General features: G+C 32.8%; 19 protein-coding genes and 1 pseudogene. 4 read left to right on the top strand and 16 right to left on the bottom strand.

Annotated features, from left to right (window positions below; all coding sequences use genetic code 11):
• The first annotated feature begins 341 nt into the window (after positions 1 to 341).
• Positions 342 to 1901 carry a M4 family metallopeptidase gene (locus LG295_RS08555; protein ID WP_107531375.1) on the top strand — a complete coding sequence of 520 codons (1560 nt, stop codon included), beginning with the start codon at positions 342 to 344 and terminating at the stop codon, positions 1899 to 1901.
• Positions 1902 to 2082: 181 nt separating this feature from the next.
• Here LG295_RS08555 and recG read toward each other — a convergent pair whose 3' ends face one another.
• The 5 genes from recG to LG295_RS08580 all read right to left on the bottom strand — a co-directional run bounded on the left by recG (position 2083) and on the right by LG295_RS08580 (position 8104).
• Positions 2083 to 4128: an ATP-dependent DNA helicase RecG gene (gene recG / locus LG295_RS08560; RefSeq protein WP_326020132.1), complete on the bottom strand. Its 2046-nt coding sequence runs from the start codon at positions 4126 to 4128 to the stop codon at positions 2083 to 2085.
• A 2-nt stretch (positions 4129 to 4130) separates the two neighbouring features.
• Positions 4131 to 5000 carry an L-serine ammonia-lyase, iron-sulfur-dependent, subunit alpha gene (sdaAA, locus tag LG295_RS08565; protein ID WP_029377504.1) on the bottom strand — a complete coding sequence of 290 codons (870 nt, stop codon included), beginning with the start codon at positions 4998 to 5000 and terminating at the stop codon, positions 4131 to 4133.
• A gap of 12 nt (positions 5001 to 5012) precedes the next feature.
• Complete coding sequence (gene sdaAB, locus LG295_RS08570) at positions 5013 to 5678, bottom strand: L-serine ammonia-lyase, iron-sulfur-dependent subunit beta (protein WP_107531377.1); 666 nt, start codon at positions 5676 to 5678, stop codon at positions 5013 to 5015.
• A gap of 381 nt (positions 5679 to 6059) precedes the next feature.
• Entirely contained in the window at positions 6060 to 7718 is a 1659-nt protein-coding gene (fakA, locus tag LG295_RS08575; RefSeq protein ID WP_107531378.1) for a fatty acid kinase catalytic subunit FakA, read from the bottom strand.
• Positions 7719 to 7732: 14 nt separating this feature from the next.
• Positions 7733 to 8104, bottom strand: coding sequence for an Asp23/Gls24 family envelope stress response protein (locus LG295_RS08580; protein ID WP_017724257.1), 372 nt, complete (start codon positions 8102 to 8104; stop codon positions 7733 to 7735).
• Positions 8105 to 8352: 248 nt separating this feature from the next.
• Here LG295_RS08580 and rpmB point away from each other — a divergent pair, with 248 nt between their 5' ends.
• On the top strand, positions 8353 to 8541 hold the full coding sequence (gene rpmB, locus LG295_RS08585) for a 50S ribosomal protein L28 (protein ID WP_002483503.1): 189 nt from the start codon (positions 8353 to 8355) through the stop codon (positions 8539 to 8541).
• 84 nt (positions 8542 to 8625) lie between these two features.
• Here the strand turns inward: rpmB and LG295_RS08590 are convergent, their stop codons facing one another.
• From LG295_RS08590 to LG295_RS08640, 11 genes are all read right to left on the bottom strand, one after another.
• The gene (locus tag LG295_RS08590; RefSeq protein WP_107531379.1) at positions 8626 to 9261 is read right to left on the bottom strand and encodes a thiamine diphosphokinase; all 636 of its coding nucleotides are present in this window, start codon (positions 9259 to 9261) and stop codon (positions 8626 to 8628) included.
• Between the two features lie 5 nt (positions 9262 to 9266).
• Entirely contained in the window at positions 9267 to 9911 is a 645-nt protein-coding gene (gene rpe, locus LG295_RS08595) for a ribulose-phosphate 3-epimerase (RefSeq protein WP_107531380.1), read from the bottom strand.
• Positions 9912 to 10787: a ribosome small subunit-dependent GTPase A gene (gene rsgA, locus LG295_RS08600; RefSeq protein ID WP_107531381.1), complete on the bottom strand. Its 876-nt coding sequence runs from the start codon at positions 10785 to 10787 to the stop codon at positions 9912 to 9914.
• Positions 10788 to 11385: 598 nt separating this feature from the next.
• On the bottom strand, positions 11386 to 13446 hold the full coding sequence (gene pknB, locus LG295_RS08605) for a Stk1 family PASTA domain-containing Ser/Thr kinase (protein WP_318832941.1): 2061 nt from the start codon (positions 13444 to 13446) through the stop codon (positions 11386 to 11388).
• Entirely contained in the window at positions 13443 to 14186 is a 744-nt protein-coding gene (locus LG295_RS08610) for a Stp1/IreP family PP2C-type Ser/Thr phosphatase (RefSeq protein ID WP_107531383.1), read from the bottom strand. Before LG295_RS08610 ends, pknB begins: the two co-directional genes overlap by 4 nt.
• A gap of 4 nt (positions 14187 to 14190) precedes the next feature.
• A complete protein-coding gene (rlmN, locus tag LG295_RS08615) occupies positions 14191 to 15285 on the bottom strand; it encodes a 23S rRNA (adenine(2503)-C(2))-methyltransferase RlmN (RefSeq protein WP_107531384.1) in 1095 nt (364 codons plus the stop codon).
• 3 nt (positions 15286 to 15288) lie between these two features.
• Positions 15289 to 16596: a 16S rRNA (cytosine(967)-C(5))-methyltransferase RsmB gene (rsmB, locus tag LG295_RS08620; protein ID WP_404476856.1), complete on the bottom strand. Its 1308-nt coding sequence runs from the start codon at positions 16594 to 16596 to the stop codon at positions 15289 to 15291.
• 2 nt (positions 16597 to 16598) lie between these two features.
• The gene (gene fmt / locus LG295_RS08625; protein WP_107531389.1) at positions 16599 to 17531 is read right to left on the bottom strand and encodes a methionyl-tRNA formyltransferase; all 933 of its coding nucleotides are present in this window, start codon (positions 17529 to 17531) and stop codon (positions 16599 to 16601) included.
• Positions 17524 to 18012: a peptide deformylase gene (locus LG295_RS08630; RefSeq protein ID WP_107531386.1), complete on the bottom strand. Its 489-nt coding sequence runs from the start codon at positions 18010 to 18012 to the stop codon at positions 17524 to 17526. Before LG295_RS08630 ends, fmt begins: the two co-directional genes overlap by 8 nt.
• Positions 18013 to 18267: 255 nt before the next feature.
• On the bottom strand, positions 18268 to 18957 hold the full coding sequence (locus LG295_RS08635) for a GNAT family N-acetyltransferase (protein ID WP_107558856.1): 690 nt from the start codon (positions 18955 to 18957) through the stop codon (positions 18268 to 18270).
• An 80-nt stretch (positions 18958 to 19037) separates the two neighbouring features.
• Positions 19038 to 19232, bottom strand: coding sequence for a hypothetical protein (locus tag LG295_RS08640; protein ID WP_107531388.1), 195 nt, complete (start codon positions 19230 to 19232; stop codon positions 19038 to 19040).
• Positions 19233 to 19632: 400 nt separating this feature from the next.
• Between LG295_RS08640 and LG295_RS08645 the strand changes: the two genes are divergently transcribed.
• Positions 19633 to 20532 carry an ABC transporter substrate-binding protein gene (locus LG295_RS08645; protein ID WP_404475664.1) on the top strand — a complete coding sequence of 300 codons (900 nt, stop codon included), beginning with the start codon at positions 19633 to 19635 and terminating at the stop codon, positions 20530 to 20532.
• A 69-nt stretch (positions 20533 to 20601) separates the two neighbouring features.
• Positions 20602 to 21057, top strand: a pseudogene (locus LG295_RS08650) (IS3 family transposase); the annotation flags it as partial.
• Positions 21058 to 21077 lie beyond the last annotated feature (20 nt).

Here is a 21077-nt window from a genome sequence, read left to right on the forward strand (position 1 = left end):
TTACTATACCTAGGTTAGAGTACTTTTTCAGCTAGTAAACAATAAAAGTTCATCTTTCATTAACTTCTCTGAACTTATTTTAAAAATAAGCTTATGGTAATCACTTTGAATTGTACAATGACGAAATACTTAATATCATTATTTAAATTTATATTTATAATAAATTTAAGCATTTGTTATGCATACTTTGCATTTATTTATTTTAAATAAAAAACTGTTTTTGCTATTTCCTATTGAATTAACTATGAATTATACGTATAATCTTAAATAATTTGAAATTTCAAATATATTTAAAATAATCAGAAATTTATTTTTATACCATTCATTTCTAGGAGGATATTATGAGGAAAATTTTTTCTACCACGTTACTAGCTACTTCAATATTAGCTATTACATCTGGTAACGTTCACGCCGAGGAAAGTAACAGTGTACAACCTGAGAGTTTTAAAAAAGCTGATAATTCAACTATTCAAAATGAGACGGATGTAAAACAATATTTAAATCAACATGCACAAGATTTAGTTAAAGATACAAGTAAAACTAAAAATGAAGCATTTAATAAAAATGCTTTTAAACAATATGAAGTAGCAAATAAAAACACAGATAAAACTGGTGTGACACACTACACACTGAAAGCTAAAATTAATGACGTCACTTCTAGTGATAGTACACTTAAGGTACATGTAAACAAAAACGGTGACGTAAAATTGATAAATGGTAGTATCGACAAACCATACATAAATGTAAAAAACTCAAACGAGATAACTTCTGCTCAAGCTGAAGAAAACGCATTCAAAGCCATTGGTAAATCAAAGGCAGAAGTTGAAAATATCAAAGGTTATGACATCGTCAGTAAAAATAATTTGGATATAAATAGTGATAAACAAAAACTCGTTTATAATATTGAATTGAATTATGTGTCTCCTAAGGTAGCACGTTGGAAGATTCAAGTTGATGCTACAACAGGTAAAATTATAAAAAAACAAAACACACTTCAAAAAGCAACAACTGAAGGAAAAGGTACCGGTGTTAATGGAGATGTAAAATCACCACTTAATTTAACTCAGTCACAAAATCAATATACGCTACATGATACGTCTCAAAACGCAACAATTGACACCCAAACCGCCAATAACACGACAGACACTATGGCCCCTATTACCAATGATAATACAAATTTCAATAAAAAGTCACAACGAGCTGGTGTTGATGCACATTACTATGCTAAAGAAGTTTATGATTATTATTTAGATACATTTGACAGAGACAGCTATAACGATAACGGGGGCGATATTAATTCTATTGTAAATTACGATAAGAATTTCAATAATGCTGCCTGGACTGGACAATATATGATATACGGTGATGGTGACGGCCAAACCTTTAAAGAACTATCGGGCGCTAAAGATGTTGTCGCTCATGAACTAACACATGCAGTAACTGAGCGTACTGCCGGCTTAGAATATAGCTATCAATCAGGAGCATTAAATGAATCATTCTCTGATGTATTTGGTTATTTTGTCGATCCAGATAATTGGTTAATGGGTGAAGATGTGTATACACCTGACCAAGACGGCGATGCCCTAAGAAGCTTAAAGAACCCCGAAGATTATAATCAACCAGCACACATGGATCAATACCAAAAAGGCAGCGAAGATAACGGCGGTGTGCATGCCAATAGTGGTATACCAAACAAGGCTGCTTATCTAACAATTACAGATATCGGTAAAGACAAAGCAGAACAAATTTATTATCTTGCCCTCACAGAATACTTAACACCAAATGCTCAATTTACAGATGCTAAAACAGCACTTACTATTGCTGCAGATAAATTATATGGCGATAATAGCGAAGAAGGTAAAGCGATTGAGAAAGCATGGGACGATGTTGGTGTGAAATAGCTAAAAAGTGCTTAACAATAGTAACCTCAGAAAATACATGACTATACGGACGATTTAAAATCAAATTCAAAACCAACATATCAATATCACATTAAGTTGGTATAAAAAACAAGGCACTCACCTGTAAAACAATGACAAAGTCATATTATTTTACAGGTGAGTGCCTTACTTTTACTCATTATTAATCGAAACTCATATACAGTAAATTCTTCTCTATAAATGATCTTAAAGTTTGATATTGTGGCTCAAAAAATATTCCTGTTTGAATCAATTCTGCCGCTTCATCTCTAGCAACTTCTAACATTTTATAGTCTTCGACGACGTTTGCAACTAAGAAATCTGGCAAACCACTTTGTTTTACACCGAAGAAATCTCCGGGGCCTCTCATTTCAAGATCTCGTTCACTGAGTTCAAAACCATCTGTTGTTTGTGTCATAATATTCATGCGTTCAATGCCTGTTTCGGTTTTTGGCGAAGCAATAAGTACGCAATAACTTTGATGCTCACTTCTACCCACACGCCCCCTTAACTGGTGTAATGTAGATAAACCAAAACGATCGGCATCATATATCATCATAAATGTAGCGTTTGGTACATTAACCCCTACCTCAACTACGGTTGTTGAAACTAAAATATCTATTTCATGATTACTGAATTTTTGCATAACCTCATCTTTTTCATCAGAATGCATTTTACCATGTAATAAGCCCACTTTGTCAGTACCATAATAAGCTTGTAATGATTCATATAATTCAACCACATTTTGAACATCTTCTAAATGCTCAGAGCTTTCAATCAACGGACATATAACATAAGCTTGACGGCCTTTCTTTAATTCATTAGTCATTTGATTCAAAACGCTCTCATACGCTTCATGTTTTGACCATGAAGTAATAATTGGTTTTCTACCTTTTGGTAACTGTTTAATTGATGAAACATCCATTTCACCAAATACAGAAATAGCTAACGTTCTAGGAATTGGCGTTGCTGTCATAAATAGTACATTTGTCATTGCACCTTTTTCTCTAAGTAGTTGTCGCTGATTCACACCAAAACGATGTTGTTCATCAGTAATAACAAGTCCAACATTATTAAATTTCACATCATCTTGAATCAATGCGTGTGTTCCAATCAAACAATCAATTTCATTATTATTTAATTGATCTAATAATAGTTGCCGTTTTTTACCTTTTACTGCCCCTGTTAATAACGCGACATTCATCCTGTCACCAAATATATCCACTAAACTTTCAGCATGCTGTTCTGCTAAAATTTCAGTCGGCACCATTAATGCCGATTGATAACCAGCAGTTTTAAGTGCGTACATGCAAATAGCTGCAACAACAGTTTTCCCAGAGCCCACATCACCTTGGAGTAAACGATGCATACGTATTGGAGCCTTCAAATCACGAAAGATTTCATTAACGCTATGTTTCTGAGCATCAGTCAGTTCAAAAGGTAAACTATCAATAAAATGCTTAACTAAATTGATATCATAATCAACTTCAATAGCTTCATCCGAAGTTTTTTCAAGTCTATTCAACCATTGCATTCTTAGTTCAAACATAAACAACTCTGTAAATGCATACGTTCTTCTTGCTTTTAGTAATGAAGCTTTATCAGTTGCAAAATGAAGTGCTTTAATTGTATTGTCTAATGATTCTAGTTTATATTTTTCCCTTAAATCTGCTGATAGCCATTCATGTATCGTTACTTGATCTAATACTTGACGTATCATATCTCTTAAGGGTTTTTGCTTAATACCCTCCTTAATGCGATACACAGGTTCAAATTGGGCAGACTCAGTAACCTGTTGATTGAAAAACATTCTATTTCCATTAATTTCTTGCTTTCTTCTGTCCCATTTACCTTTGACCGTCACCATTCCATGTAGTTCAATTTTCTTTTTCAAATAAGGCTGATTGAAAAAAGTACACTTTACTGCAATGTTATTGACCATGATATGTACTGTTAACTTAGATTTATTACGACCAAAAAAAGCGACAGTTGGTGTAGAATATACTTCACCTACCACTGTCACTGTCGCTTGGTCTTCTGCTTCATTTAAGTCAATTACAGTATTATCCTCGTAACGTGTCGGTAAATATAAGATTAAATCTTCAACGGTATAAATATTTAATTCATTTAACACCGCTAAACGTTTAGGCCCTAGACCTTTAATTTGAGATAACGGAAATGGGCTTTCTATTAAATTGACTTTTGACATTATTAATCACCAAATATTTCTTGTTTTAGGCGCTGACCTGTAGGCGTACCAGCTAAACCTCCACGACCAGTTTCACGCAAAGCAGACGGCATTGTTTGGCCAATCTTATACATTGCTTCAATCACTTCATCTGTCGGTATTCTAGATGTCACACCTGCCAACGCCATGTCCGCAGATACGATTGCATTAGAAGCACCTGCAGCATTTCTTTTTACACAAGGAACTTCTACTAAACCAGCAACTGGATCACATACTAAACCTAGCATATTTTTCAAACAAATTGCAAAGGCTTCAGCTGATTGTTGTGGCGTACCTCCAGCAAGTTCAACTGTTGCACCTGCAGCCATAGCCGCTGCCGATCCAACCTCAGCTTGACAACCGCCAGCTGCACCTGAAATGGACGCATTGTTAGCTACAACGAAACCAAATGCACCTGAAGTTAATAAAAAGTTAAGCATATCTTTACGTGTAGGTTCAAGTCTAGGTTTCAAGCCAAACAATACACCTGGCACTACGCCAGCTGACCCAGCAGTCGGTGTAGCACAAATTTTTCCCATTGCCGCGTTGACTTCATTTGTTGCAACTGCTTTACTAACTGCATCTAATAACGTTGCGCCTGATAATGATTTCCCTGTTTTTAAATATTCTTTGATTAATACAGCATCTCCACCAGTTAGTCCTGTCGTTGACGTTACTCCTGCTAGTCCTTCATCCAATGCATTTTCCATTGTTTGTAAATTTTTATCCATATGCGCATACACATCAGCTTCAGATAATCCTGTCACTTCCATCTCTTGTTCTAACATGATTTCATGAATTTTCTTATCTTGTGCTTCACACATCTCTATTAATTCTTTCACGCTTTTAAACATGCAATACCTCCGTTAGGCGTCTCCCATGAGTGAAACCGTCACTACACCATCGACGTTTTTAATTTTCTCTATAATATCTTTGTTTATAGCATCGTCTAATTCACAAGTCATTAACGCTTGATCGCCTTTTTCTTTCCTCGATACTTGCATACTTCCCACATTAATACTTGAATCTCCTAAAATATTAGCTACTTTACCAATCGTACCAAATGTATCCTTGTGGAATACAAGTAATGCCGGGTAATTTCCACTGATTGCAATATTAAAGCCATTAATTGCAACAACTTCAATCTTACCACCACCAATAGATACACCTTCCACTGAAATCTCCTTTTCAGCGTTACGCATATTTATAATAGCTGTATTGGGATGCGATCTCTCTTCAGCCATTTCTATAAAATTAACTTTCATTCCTGCACTTTCTGCTGCTTCCAAACTCGTTTGAATTCTATCGTCGTCAGTATCATAACCTAACAAACCACCTACAAGTGCAACATCTGTGCCATGACCTTTATATGTTTCCATAAATGAACCATACAAATAGATGTCAACTTGACTTGGTAATTGGTTAAATAAATCTCTTGCTACCAATCCAATTCTTACTGCCCCTGCTGTATGAGACGATGAAGGGCCTACCATTGTTGGACCAATTATATCGAAAACTGTTTTATATTTCATAATTATACCCCACTCTTGTTTTTAATGTTTCTAAAGTGTTGCGCTTACATTCTCAAACATCTAGTTCATTATAACAAGTTCATAAGACATTATAAACCAAAACTGGTTGCATTGTTCTTTTTAAGTTTAAAATATAATTGACCACAATTCGTATAAATTTACAAATCAATTGAATTATTACATAAAAACGAGAGCGAGATAGAAATCAAAACTAAGTTTGATTTCGTACTCTCGCTCTCACAACATCAGATTGTTTCATAAACATTCTATAGTAAAACTTGTATTCAAACCATTGTTCGACAACATAACTTATTTAAAATGACGTTTAAATTTCAAGCGCATGTATATGTCAATGTGTTGAAATCAATGACTATTCAGCAATTATTCTACTGAAAATAAATATTGATATACAGGTTGCTGACCATCATGTTGATCTAACTCAACATCTGGATAAGTTTCTTCTACCCATGCTGCTATTTCGGCAGTAACAGCCTCATTTGCATCTTCCCCAACAATCATAGTTATGATTTCACTATCTTCTTCAATCATTTGAGAAAGCAAGCCCTTAACTGTATCAAACTCATTATCTTCGCTAGTAACAATTTTATCTTCTACTAAGCCCATAAATGCGCCTTTTTTAATTTCAACACCATCTATTTTAGTATCTCTAACAGCATAAGTAACTGAACCAGAATTAACCGCTTCTAATGATTCAATCATACGAGACTTATTATCATCAAGTGAATCAGACACATCATAATTAAATAATGCAGCAATCCCTTGAGGAATAGATTTTGTTGGAATAACAATAGCTTCTGCTTCAACAATATCAGCTGCTTGTTCACTAGCCATAAGGATATTTTTATTGTTCGGTAAAATGATTGCACGTTTACATTGTGATTGTTCAATCATTTTCACTATATCTTCCGTCGATGGGTTCATAGTTTGGCCACCACTAATCATATGTGTTGCGCCCATTGATTTAAATAACTCAGAAACACCATTACCCATTGATATAGCAATTACAGCAGTATCAACAGTTTCATTTTCATCACTTTGAGTTACAGGTTGATTATTTTGCTCTTTTTTCACAACTTCTCTGTGTTGTTCACGCATATTTTCTACTTTTAATTTAATTAATTCACCGTATTGTTGACCAAAATTAAAAACATCGCCTGGTTTCTCAGTATGTACATGTACTTTAACTATTTCTTCATCATTAATTACTAATAAAGAATCACCAAATGCACTCATATCTTCTCTAAATTCTTGTTCATCGAAAGTTTTTTTATTTTTACCAAAACGAACCATCATTTCAGTACAATAACCATATTCAATGTCTTCAGTATTAATCACACCATGAAAATCATGTGCTTCACTTACCAATGAATCTTTGTCTAATTTTGGTGATTGTGCGGATACTTTTTCTCCTTTTAACGCTTTTAGGAAGCCTTCATAAACCACTACTAAGCCTTTACCACCGCTATCAACAACTCCTACTTCTTTTAAAACTGGTAATAAATTCGGTGTGTTTTCAAGTGAAATTTCTGCTTGTTCTAAAATATACATCATTAACTCAATACAATCTTCAGTTTCTTCAGCTTTACGCATCGCAGCATCTCCTGCATCTCTAGCTACTGTTAAGATCGTACCTTCTACTGGTTTCATAATTGCTTTATATGCTGTATCTACACCAGCTTTAAAGCTTTCAGCAAATTGTTGTGCATTGATTTCGTCATAATCTTCTAAATTTTTACTAAAACCTCTAAATAGTTGCGATAGTATTACACCAGAGTTACCTCTCGCACCCATCAATAAACCTTTAGAATATGTTTTACCTAGCTCACCTATATGTTGTGATAAATTCTCTTCTACTGCTTCTCTACCAGATGTCATAGTCAAGTTCATATTAGTTCCTGTGTCTCCATCAGGTACCGGGTATACATTTAATGAATCAACTAAATCTGCATGATTTGATAAATTTTGTGCCCCTTGTATAATCATTTCGGCAAATAATTTACCATTTATTTTGCTAACCATTGCGTAATGTCCTCCTAGTTCTTCGTGCCATTATTGACGCGCACACCTTGTACAAATATATTAATTGAGTTTACTTTTACTTTTAATGTTTGTTCTAATGTATATTTCACAGTTGATTGCACATTACTTGCAACTTCTGATATTTTTGTCCCGAAGCTAACAATTGTGTACATATCAACATCAATCACTCCATTGTCTTCTCTTACAACAATGCCTTTAGAATAATTTTCATGCCCTAATATTTCGGCAATACCGTCTCTTACTTGTTGTCTAGAAGCCATGCCTACAATTCCATAACATTCTACTGCTTTACTGCCCACCACTGATGCTATTACTTCGTTTGAAATATCTATGCTACCATAATCATTTGTGATTTCTAACGTCATAAAATTGCCTCCTAAAGTTTATGGTTCTGAAACTAACTGTAAATAAACAATTATTTAAGATGAGTTTAATAATAAAATACTATATTTATCCACAGTTTACAATTATACCATAATTTAGTTTGAACAAAAGTAGAAGTCATGTAAATCAGAAAAATTTCTCATTATATTGCTATATTTTTCTATTTATGGTACATTATTCAAGTATGTAGTAGATACGTGTATTTATATTTATTAAAGGAGGTACTTTCATGGGCAAACAATGTTTCGTAACAGGTCGTAAAGCTTCAACTGGAAACAATCGTTCACACGCTTTAAATTCTTCTAAAAGAAGATGGAATGCTAACCTTCAAAAAGTTAGAATTCTTGTAGACGGAAAACCTAAAAAAGTTTGGGTTTCTGCACGTGCTTTAAAATCTGGTAAAGTAACTAGAGTTTAATAAATATAATGCACGAAAAAACCAATCCTTATGTGGAGGATTGGTTTTTTTTTGAACAATTTTACCAACTTATGATGACTGACATTAATCTCTACTCCGTATCATTAGTACATTCCCTTTAATCAACTCAACTTCTCCATGCGAGGAATTAATCTCATTAGAAATAGTTAACGTTGACCCTTGTTTAAGCGTTTCTTTATAAAGGTTATATTTAAAATACTTTAATGTGATGACTGTTGGATACGTAACGGGAATAAATGAAATATATGGGTACAAGTCATTCACTTCAATATGGTATAATCCCCGATTTAAAAATTGAACCTCGTTTGACTGATCAATCAATTTGATAACTATACCATTTTCTACATATTCGGGTTTCTCCAAGATTTGTAAAGCGCCCAAAAAATGATCTAATCTACCACCGGTAGCACCAAACACATGTATTTCTTTATATCCACTCTGTACTGCTTGATCTATTCCTAATGCTAAATCTGTATCATTTTTTTCTGAATTATAGGGGTTTATTTCAATTTGCTGCTCTATAAATGATCTTTCTTCTTGTGTAATTGAATCAAAATCACCAACTGCAAATTGCGGTGTGATACCGGCTTCCAACAAAATTAACGCACCTCTATCTATGCCAATCCAGTCGGCATCAGCTCTATCAACCAGTATATCTTTAGGTAAATTTCTATTACCACATAATAAATTGGCTTTCATTAACGTCAACCTTTCAGTGTTTTAGTAACTGACTTATAATCATTTTGTTTGAAGAAGTATGACCCTGCCACTAACATATTTGCGCCATGCTCAATCACGGTTTGGACTGTTTTGTCATTAATACCACCATCAACTTCGATATCAAAATCTAAATTCAACCTTTGTTTAACTTCAGCTAGTTGATCTAGTTTATGAACTGTATCAACAATAAATGATTGTCCTCCAAAGCCAGGATTCACGGTCATTACTAATACATAATCTACCATTTTTATAATAGGTAGAATTGCATCTACTGGTGTTCCTGGGTTGATTACTACACCAGCCTTTACATTTGCGTTCTTAATTTGTTCTATCACGCGATGAATATGTGTTGTAGCCTCTACATGAACTGAAATCATGTCTGCACCATGTGCTGCAAATAGTTCTACATACTTTTCTGGTTCCTCAATCATTAAGTGTACATCAATAGGTAAATCTGTTCCCGCTCTAACTGCATCTAAAATTGGAATACCAATTGAAATATTGGGTACAAATTGACCATCCATAACATCAAAATGTACACCATCCACGCCAGCTTCCTCTAAAGCCTTTAATTCCTGTTGTAAATTTAAAAAATCTGCTGATAATAAAGATGGATAAAGTTTTGCCAATTAATATCTTTCCTTTCTATTTGCAATCTCATTAAATAGTTGAACATAATGATCATATCTAAATTGAGTAATATCGCCCTGTTCTACTTTAATTTTGACATTACACTTAGGTTCATTAATATGATTACAATCTCTGAATTTACATGATTCCCCATACTCATGAATTTCCATAAAATAATTTTTCAGTTCGTCTTTTTGAATATGGTCAAAATCTAATGCGCTAAACCCTGGCGTATCTGCAATATATCCATGCGTTCTTTCAAAAAGCTCTACATGTCTCGTAGTATGACGACCTCGATTAAGCGCTTTTGAAATATGTTGTGTTTCAATATCTAAATCAGGAAAATATTTATTCAACAACGTAGATTTTCCAACACCAGATTGACCGCTTAATACGGCTAATCCATCACCCCATTGTGCAAAAATATTTTCGATATCATCGTTGATACTGATGAATTGAGTCTTATAACCCATTTCTTCATATACGTTTAATGACTGTGTCACCTTTTGTTTTATTTCAATTGATGTTAAATCTTTTTTAGTTATAAGTATGCGTGGACGCATGTGATATGAGTGTGCGATAACTAAAAAACGATCTAGTAATTGTGTAGAAAAATCTGGTTCTACTGCACTCATTACTAAAATAAGATGATCAACATTACTTACAGGTGGTCTTTTGATCTCATTTTTTCTTTCATGGACATGTTGAATATAACCCTCTGTTACATTTTCAACTTCAAAATCCACTACATCACCGACGATAGGAGAGAATTTATTTTTTCTAAATAGTCCACGCGGTTTAGTGTCATACATTTCGCCTTCTACATCTACACGATATACGCCACTGATTGATTTTATGATGCGTCCTGTTTTCACTTAGGCACCTCTCTTATAATTACTTTTACTCTTTACATTATAGCAAAGCCTTTTTAAATTAAATATGATTTGAGTTTATTTTGAATAAAAAATTAGTGATTAGTATAAAAATTTACATTACGTACGCATTTCATCTTAACAAGTCACTTTAATTGATATACAAAACACCAATGTAATCAAATCAATGATTACATTGGCGTTAAATTTGTTATCGACACTAAACTCGTTTACTCGTTATACTTGGTTCGCAAGATCTTTGCTCTTGCATAAGCGACACTAAACTCGTTTACTCGTCATACTTGGTTCGCAAGATCTTTGCTCTTGCTTAAGCGACACTAAAGTCGTTTACTCGTCATACTTGGTTCCCAAGATCTTTGCTCTTGCTTAAGCGACACTATACTCGTTTACTCGTTATACTTGGTTCGCAAGATCTTTGCTCTTGCTTAAGCGACACTATACTCGTTTACTCGTTATACTTGGTTCGCAAGATCTTTGCTCTTGCTTAAGCGACACTATACTCGTTTACTCGTTATACTTGGTTCGCAAGATCTTTGCTCTTGCTTAAGCGACACTATACTCGTTTACTCGTTAAGTGTCGCTAAAAATCATAAGGTATGTCTTTATCAGCAACAACCTTATCATCAACACGAACAGTAAAACCAGCCGTCTTACCTTTTTCAATTGTCATTGGTATCTTAATAGTCTTGTTTTCTTTAATCTTATATGTCTGTGCTGCCGATGACCCTTGATCATCTTTATCTCGAATATATACTTTCACTTCTTGGCTTTCATCATCATCACCAGTATATTGTACCTGGTATGTTTCAGTATATTCTTTCGTTGCAGCTTCATCATCTTTAGAATCGTCTTTATCTTTGTCATCCTTGTCCTTAGCGTCATCCTTAGAATCTTCTTTAGATTCTTCTTTAGACTCTTCCTTACCTTTAGATACGACAAATGATATCGTAGAACCTTCATCTACTTCCTCACCTTTTGGTGATTGGCTAATAACATCATCTTTTTTGACTTTATCATCATTTCTTTCTTCTGAAACTTCTACCTTAAAGCCTTTAGATTCTAGCTCTTCTTTAGCAGTTTTAAAGGATTTATTTTCATAATCATCAACATAAACTTGTTTGGTACCAAGTGACTCAATTAATTCAATATTACTGTTATTCACTTTTACTTTATCACCAGGTGAAATATTTTGAGATTCAATTAAACCTTTAGCTACGTTTTGTTTGCTATATGACTGTTTAACTTTAGTATCTTTTATACCTAAATCTTCCAGTTTACTGATGGCTTCAGATTTTGACATACCATATAAACTTGGCATTTCAGCTAATTGTGGCCCTTTAGACATCACAATATCAACTTTACTGCTTTGTTCTAATCGTTCACCTTTTTCAGGCTTCGTTTTAATTATTTTATTTTCAGGGTATTTATCACTATACTCACGAGTCGTTTCACCCATTTGTAATTTATTTTCTTTTAAGATATGTTCGGCTTCTTTTTCAGTTTTTCCAGTTAAGTCTGGTGTTTCTAAATATTTATTACCAAACATCCCCATCGCCATAAATCCAAATAGACCAAATAATAATAAGACAATAATTAAAGTATATAAAAATTTCTTTTTCTTAGAACGTTTCTTTCTAGGAACCGCATAGATATGTTCTTCACTGGATTGAAATTGTTGTTGATTGACAATAGGGATTTGCATTGTCTCACTAATACTTTTACCTTTGTCTTCTTCACGTGTCTTATTTGCAATTTCTGATTTATTTATCGGTACTGTTTTCGTATTAGTGATAGAAGATTGATATCTGTCTTCTGATGCACGTTCATCTGACATAACAGTTTCTAAATCATTTTGCATTTCTCTTACTGATTGGTAACGCTCCATCTTGTCTTTTTCAGTTGCTTTTAATACAACGTTGCTCAAAGCTTGACGAATATCTGAACGTTCATCAGTTACATTTGGCATAGGATCTTGAATATGCTTTATTGCAATACTGACAGCTGTTTCTCCAGAAAATGGCGGTTTACCAATAAGCATTTCATATAATACAACACCCATTGAATAGATATCTGTGCCATTATCTGTAATATCTCCACGTGCTTGTTCTGGAGACAGATATTGGACAGTACCCAATACATGATTTGTTTCTGTCATTGTTGTTTCACTTAATGCTTTAGCTATACCAAAATCCAATATTTTTAATGTTTGGTTTTCATCCACTAAAATATTTTGGGGTTTAATATCTCTATGCACAATTTTTGTATCATGAGCATGTTTAATACCATTGATGATTTGGTTTATAAAATTTAATATTGTATCAACATCTAGCGGATGATTCTTTTGAATGTATTCAGATAATGTTAAACCTTCAATATATTCCATAACTAAATAGAAGTTTTCATCATCTTCTGTAACATCAAAAACGTTAACAATATTATCATGGGATAATTGCGTTAAATTATGTACTTCTCGCTCAAATCTTTTGATTGCTTCTTCTTTTTCACCTGATGGAATTCTAATAGCTTTAATTGCAACACTTCGCTTGAGAATCGAGTCTTCAGCAAGATAGACTCTACTCATTCCGCCGCCACCAAGTTTTTTAGTTATTTTGTAACGTTCATTAATTATTTTGCCTATCATACCTTATCACCTTCAACCTCAGCCAACACTAAACTTACATTATCATTCGTACCTTCTGTTAATGCAAGTTCAATCAAATATTGACCTTGTGTTTCTAATTCGTTGTCTTGGAGCAATGCTTCTTGAATTTTATGATTACGCACAAAATCTGTTAAACCATCAGAGTTCAACATGAGATAGTCATAAAACTTTGTCTTTTTTACAAAAATATCTGGTGTCACCAATCTATCTGTACCCATTACTTTTGTAATGATATTACGTTGTGGATGCGTATAAGCTTCTTCAGCGCTGATTTGTCCAATCATAACAAGGTGATTCACGAAAGAATGATCATTTGTAATTTGCTCAATCTCCCTACTATTTACTAAATAGGCACGTGAATCCCCAATATTGGCAACGACCACATAGTTATCAAATACTAAAGCACAAACACAAGTTGTACCCATACCTTGATATTCTGGGTTTTCTACTGATTTGTCATAAAGTTCCCGGTTAATAGCTTTTAAGGTTGTCTTCAACCAAGCTTCAGCTTGATCAGCCTCGATTAAATTTTCTTCTTCAAACCTTTGTTGCAACTCTTTTGTTACGAACTGGCTAGCTACTTCACCTGCTAAATGACCACCCATGCCATCACAAAGCACTAATAATTGTTGTTCTGTACGATTGTAAAAAACGCCACCAGCATCTTCGTTTTTATCCCGATATTGTCCTGTGTCAGTAAAAAATTGTGCATTTAGCATGTCTCTACCTCGTTTCTACTTTTCGTTCCTTAGCTCTTAGTTGTCCACAAGCAGCATCGATATCTGCACCTTGTTCACGTCTAATTGTTGCATTAATACCTAATCGTTTTAACTCTTTTTCAAACTTAAAGATATCTTCTTTTGGAGTCTTAACATAATTTCTTTCCGGTACGTGGTTTACTGGAATTAGGTTAACATGGCAATTCAATTTCTGTATTAAATGCGCAAGTTCTCTAGCATGTTCTACTTGGTCATTTACACCACCAAATAAACCATACTCAAAAGTAATACGTCTATTCGTTTTTTCCTGATAATAATTAATTGCTTCCATTAATTTTTCAACATTATATGCTCTATTAATTGGCATCAATCGTGAACGAACTTCATCGTTTGCACCATGCAAACTAACTGCAAAGTTAATTTGAATATCTTCATCAGCAAAATCATAAATTCGTGGAATAATACCTGATGTAGAAACTGTAATGTGACGTGCACCAATATTTAAACCATTATCGTCATTAACAATTTTCAAGAAATCCATCATTTCATCATAATTTTCAAATGGTTCACCGATACCCATAATTACAATTTGAGATACGCGTTCTTCTGTTTCGTCTAATGCCTTTTGTACTGTCAAAACTTGTGAAACGATTTCACCCGCTTCTAAGTTACGCTTTAAGCCACCTAATGTAGAGGCACAGAACGTACAACCAATACGACACCCAACTTGTGTCGTTACGCATACTGAATTACCATATTCATGTCTCATCAATACCGTTTCAATCGTGTAACCATCTTGTAGTTCGAAAAGGAATTTGATCGTACCATCTTTACTTTCTTGTTTCACTACTGTAGTCATTGTAGTCATAGTAAAACTGTTCTTTAAAACTTCACGTAATTCTTTTGATAAATTTGACATTTCATCAATACTATTTACACGTTTTTCGTATAACCATTCAAAAATTTGTTTTGCTCTGAATTTTTGTTGGCCATTACTAACTAACCATTCTTGCATCTCATCATATCTCAGTGAATAAATTGATTGCTTTTCAAAATCGGGAAGAAACTTATTCTTTTTTTTCTTTTCTGCAGTTATCATTTATTACGTTTCCTTTCTTTTTATCCTAGTAATGAAAAAGCCATCAGAGTTGAAATCTTGAGGTAAAACTTGCATTGTCTTCACTTTTTCTCCAGTTATTAGGTGTTCAAAAGCATCGAATTCAAAATCATTATTTGCTTTTAAGAACGTATATATTACGTTTTCATTCTCCATTTGTTCAATCGTACATGTTGAATAAATAATTGTGCCGCCTGGTTTCACGCTATCTTTCACATTATTCAAAATTTCTAATTGAATTTCAACTAATGATTGAATTGAATGTTGTGATTGTTCGTATTTAATTTCAGGTTTGTGTCTTAACACCCCTAATCCGCTACAGGGTGCATCGACTAAAATCTTATCATATACTTTATCATATTTTTCAGTTGCATCGTGTTCAAAAGCAGAAATGTTAGATAAACGTAATTTTTTGATATTGAAATCAATTAAATCAATTTTATGTTCATGGATATCAGTCGCATCAACATGACCTGTGCCGTTTAATAATTCAGCCATATGACAAGCTTTACCACCTGGTGCACTACATGCGTCAAGCACTTTATCGCCTTCTGTTAATGACATAACCTCACCAACGAACATCGAACTTTTATCCTGAATCGACACGAGTCCATCTTTAAATAATCTTGATTCAATAATTGGCTTACCACTAATATGCAGGCATGTATCAATTTCTTTATCTAGTTCTACTATATAATCATCATCTGTTAATCTTCTAATTGCTTCATCAACAGTAATTCTTGTTAAATTTACACGTACAGTTGTTGACACTTTATCTAAGAAAGATTGCGCAATCTCTTCTGTCTTTTCTATGCCAAAATGTGTAACCCAATGATCGACTAACCATTTAGGTAAGCTATATTCAATAGCAATTCTCTTCTTATCATCTGTAATTTCCGTGAAGTCTGGTAACTCACTGCGCATCATATTTCTTAAAATACCGTTAACAACGTTTCCATTATGTGGTCCGCCTTTATATTTAGCTATTTCCACTGCTTCGTGGATGATAGCATGTTCAGGTATTTTATCTAAGTACGCATATTGGTAAATACTCATCCAAAGTAATTGTCTTACCCAGCCTTTAAGTTTTGTCTGTACAAATGGTTTTAATAAATAATCTAATGTATATTTTCTTTTCAACGTGCCATATACAAGTTCTGTAAACAAACTTTTATCTGCTCTACTTAATTCATTATTTGATAATACTTCGTTAATAATAATATTACTGTAAGCTTTATCATTTATAATATCTTGGATTGTTTCAAATGCTAATAACCTTACATTTGTGTCTATTGTCATGTTAGTACCTTCCCAACAAGCGAAGTTTGTACTCCGCTTAAATAGTTTGCAGTTAACATACGTTTTTTACCTGCAACTTGTATATCTGTTAATGCGATAGCATCGCCAGAACCTGTAGCAACAATAATTGCTTTTTTTGTTGTTTCTATAATTGTTCCAGGTTCACCTGTCTTTCCTTGTTCAATACGACTAGCATATACTTTTAAGTTACCATCATTCATTTTTGTATATGCGACTGGCCAAGGTGAAAGACCTCTTATCTGGTTGTATATTGCTTCTGCTGACTGAGACCAATCTATTTTTTCCTGATCACGGCTAATGTTTGATGCGAAAGTTGCCTCGTCTTCATTTTGTTCTATACGCTGATTCGTACCATTTATAATTGAAGGTAGTGTCTCTTTTAATAAATCTGCACCTAAGAAACTTAATTTATCATGCATTGACCCAACATCATCTTGGTCTTCTATTGCAATTGCACGTTGAGAGATAATATCTCCTGCATCTAATTTTTTAACCATATACATAATAGAGATGCCCGTTTCTTTTTGACCATCTATAATAGCTTGATGTATCGGTGCGCCACCTCTGTATTTTGGTAATAATGATGCATGCACATTGATTGCTCCTAACTTAGGAGCATTTAATAATGATTCCGGTAAAATTTGTCCGAAAGCTGCTGTGACAATTAAATCTGCATCTAAAGCAATAAGTTTCTCTAAATCTTCTGATTGAGCTAATTTTTCTGGTTGATATACTGGTAACCCATGTTTTACTGCCACTTCTTTAACTGGCGGTGGTGTTAATGTTCTCTTTCTACCTACTGGTCTGTCTGGTTGTGTTACTACAGCAATCACATTATGTTCAGCAATTAACATTTCTAATACTTTTGTTGAAAAATCAGGTGTTCCCATAAAGATAATTTTACTCATTGTCAAAATACGCCTCCATCTCAGCTTCGTCTAAAATACGCTCTGCACGCTCTGTAAATAATATGCCATCAAAATGATCAATCATATGTAAAATCATTCTAGCGATATCATCGTATGCTGTCATTTCTACTTCATTACCATGCTTATCGTTACTTTTAACCACAATCATTTTACTTCTAGTTACTTCAGCGAATACATTGGGCATACTAATAGAACCTTCTAAATCTGTCACTTTTTCTTCAGATTCACTTACTAATTGAGGATTAATCAGTTGTAACAAACCATCTATTTCCATATCTATGATAGCTACTTTTTGTTCAATACCTATTTGAGGTGCACAAATTGCAGATGCTTCAACATCATACATCGTATCTTCTAAATCTAATAACAATTGCTCTAATCGTTGGTCAAATTGAGTCACGCTTGATATTGTCTTTTTAAGTATTGGGTGTTTGCTTGTTACAAGCTGCTTAATTGTCATAGTCATATCTCCTCATAAAAATTCATCACATCATTATAACTTATTTTAATAGAAATTGCATCATACATTCAAATTTAGGATTTTAATATACCGTATGCATTTGTATTGTTGTATCCCTTTTTAATGCGAACATTAAGTTCTTTTGTTACTATTATTTTCAATAAAAAAAGAATGATTTTATCACAATTTGATAAAATCATTCCTTGAAAATTGATTCATTTTTATATTATCTATATTATATATTAAAGGTTAATATTAGATAGACAAACGATAAATTTGATTACCAAATTCATCAAAATTCTTTTCATCTAACCATTTTTCATATTGTTGTTTAATCTTTGGCCATTCGCTATCAATGATGGACAACCAACAAGTGTCCCGATTGCGCCCTTTATAAACTTGATGATTTCGAAAGATACCTTCATATTTAAAACCTAAACGTTTTGCAGCTTTGATAGAAGGTTCATTATGTGCATCGCATTTCCATTCATATCTTCTATAGCCTAACGTTTCGAAGATATACTTAGCCAATAAAAATTGAACTTCAGTTGCAATACGTGTTCGTTTTAAAATATTGGCATAATGAATATGCCCAACTTCAATGGAACCATTTGATTGATCAATTCTAAGCAAAGCAACTATACCGACTGCTTGTCCTGTTTGTCTATCAACAATCACAAAAAAATATGGATCTTTAGATTCAACTTTTCTATTTAAGTATACTTTAAACGCTTCTATATCTTGAGGTTGCTCATCAGGTAAATAAGTCCAATTAGGCATATCCTCAACCGTTCCAAAATGGGCATATAAGCCTTCGCTATGTTTTGGTTTCAACTTTTCTAAGCGACAATATTGACCTTCTATTGATAAGGCATTCGGCACAATAGGTACTCGAAAACCATCTACTTGCTCGCCAATAGGTTGATTGAATTCATTATATTTCATAAGCTTTACCCCCTTGATTCCACATATCCCCAGTAGTTATTTATACTATATCCTATTTAGAACTACTTCATATTGTTTATCTAAAATACATCTTCTGAAGTTGTATTAAAAAATTCTGCTAATATTTGCGCATCTTGATGATTTAATTTCGCTTTTTTCTCCTCTATCAATTCAATCATTTCAGGACTAAGAGACGTATTATATAATGATGTAATACGATTTGATAACTCCACTACGCTTAAGCCAACCGCTTCTCTATTGCTAAGCAAACTCATATGCACAACTCCTTAAACATCCATTTTAAAAACCAACTTCAACACCAAACAGTAAACTTTACTTCTTTTTTACTACAAGCTTATTTCAACTTGTTAGCAATTTAAGTAGGACTCCTTACTCTTTAATATAACTTCATTTATCATTAAATGCAAAGTTAAAATTGATTATTTTTTGTAAATATTATTAAATTATATATTTCTTATACGTTTTATAAAAATTTTAATGTTAAGGAGCGTATTATACAAAAAACAAGTAGCATATGAATACTTTTACCAAATTAGCTACTTGTCTAGATGAAAAAATAAATTTTAATTATTTCTTTTATATTTTCACATTCTTTATTGATAATCAATATCAATTAGTTCATAATTAATTTAAATAATTATAAGGAATGATTTAATGAAAAAAATACTTTTTTTAATATTTTCTTTACTATTAATCTCAGTTGCTTGCGACCAGGAAAATAAAGAAAATAAAGAAACTAAAACGTTTCAAACTAAATCTGGAGAAAAAATTAAAATACCTAAAAATCCAAAAAGAATTGTAGTCCTAACTTCAAATTACGGTAACTTTAAAGATTTAGGCAATAAACCTGTCGGAGTCAATGCAGACTTTCCAAAATCAAAATATATAAATGAAAAAGGTGCTAAACGTGTAGGTTCAGAAGATGTAGAAAGCGTTGCAAAATTAAAACCCGATTTGATTATAACTTATGATGTTAATTCAAAAATCAAAAAATATCAAAAAATAGCGCCAACAATTCCTATAAAGTATAATGATTATTCATACAAAGAAATGCATCTTGCAATTGGAAAAATTTTAAATAAAGAACAGAAAGCTAAAAACCAAATTAAAGATTTAGAAAATCAATTACATCAAGATGGTCAAGATATAAAAAAGAACATTGGTAATAATAAAACATTTACCGTAATGGAAATACAACCAAAACAACTTTCAATATTTGGCGAAAATTTCGGTAGAGGGACCCCCATTATATATCAAGAATATAAGTTTTCATTTCCTAAAAATGCAAAAGCACAGTTATCTGAAAATGGTTTTAAAAAAATACCATATGAAAACTATAATAACTACGCAGCTGATTACGTACTAATTCCAACAAAAAATGGCAAACCTATAAAAGACAGTTTTACTAATTCGTCACTTTGGAAAAATCAATCAGCATATAAGAAAGAAAATATCTACTATTATCCTAAAAATGAAGCGACATATTCAAATCCATCTTCATTAAAAAAATTATCAACTCATTTCAAAAATATTTTAATAAGAAAGTCTACATAAAATAGGCGATCTCAAAACTTAGACAAACCCTACGCTTAATTTGGACTCACCCCAAATAGTGGAAATGAAATAAAAACAAAATATAAAACTATTGAAATAAAAGAAGATGGATATACTGTAAAAGAAATTATAGAAGCATTAAATATCAAAAACAAAACACAGGTAAAAACTTGGTGCGATGGTATCAATATGGTGAAACTTATAGATTTTATCAACAAAGAGGCAAGCAATACGCTTATGGCAAAGGAGTGGAAGAATTATCAGAAGTAGATCAATTAAAGTTATATAATAAGAAAAAGATATTGAATTAGATATTTAAAAAAGTAGAAGGAAGTGGTACCAAAAGTAATTGTAGAATTAGTTGATTAATTAAGGCATAAGTATTCAATCAAAATGATACTTGATGTTTTAGAAATACCTAAATCGACATACTATAGATGGAAACACAAGAACAATGAAAAAGATAAAGTGACTCAAAAGGCTATTGATTTATGTGAAGAAAATAATTTCACCTACGGTTATCGGTAAATTACATTAAAAACTAT

It is taken from the genome of Staphylococcus pseudoxylosus (assembly GCF_044794325.1).
Classification (GTDB): domain Bacteria; phylum Bacillota; class Bacilli; order Staphylococcales; family Staphylococcaceae; genus Staphylococcus; species Staphylococcus pseudoxylosus.